The organism is Yoonia sp. R2-816, from assembly GCF_046762905.1.
GTDB lineage: Bacteria > Pseudomonadota > Alphaproteobacteria > Rhodobacterales > Rhodobacteraceae > Yoonia.
The window spans coordinates 1-284 of sequence record NZ_JBKQXN010000150.1 but is presented as its reverse complement, the minus strand read 5'-3'; the positions used below and the strand labels follow the sequence as shown (position 1 = coordinate 284).

1 protein-coding gene is annotated in these 284 nt (G+C 56.7%); it reads left to right on the top strand.

Annotated features, from left to right (window positions below):
- Nucleotides 1-284: transposase (locus ACFWW2_RS04835; RefSeq protein WP_393926610.1), on the top strand; the 284-nt coding region annotated here is incomplete at both ends.

The window sequence follows — 284 nt, the reverse complement described above, 5'->3', positions numbered from 1 at the left end:
AAGGCTGTCGGGAAACTGACCAAAGACCGCGACGTGTTGCTGGCCTTCTATGACTTCCCTGCCGAACACTGGAAGCACATCCGCACCACCAACCCCATCGAGAGCACCTTTGCCACTGTCCGACACCGCACTGGCAAAACTAAGGGCTGTCTCAGCCGCAAAACCGGCCTCGCTATGGCGTTCAAGTTGATGGTGTCAGCCCAGACCAAATGGCGGAAGCTCGACGGCGCAAACCGCATGCCCGAGATCATCGAAGGGATTGCATTCAAAGACGGGATCAAACA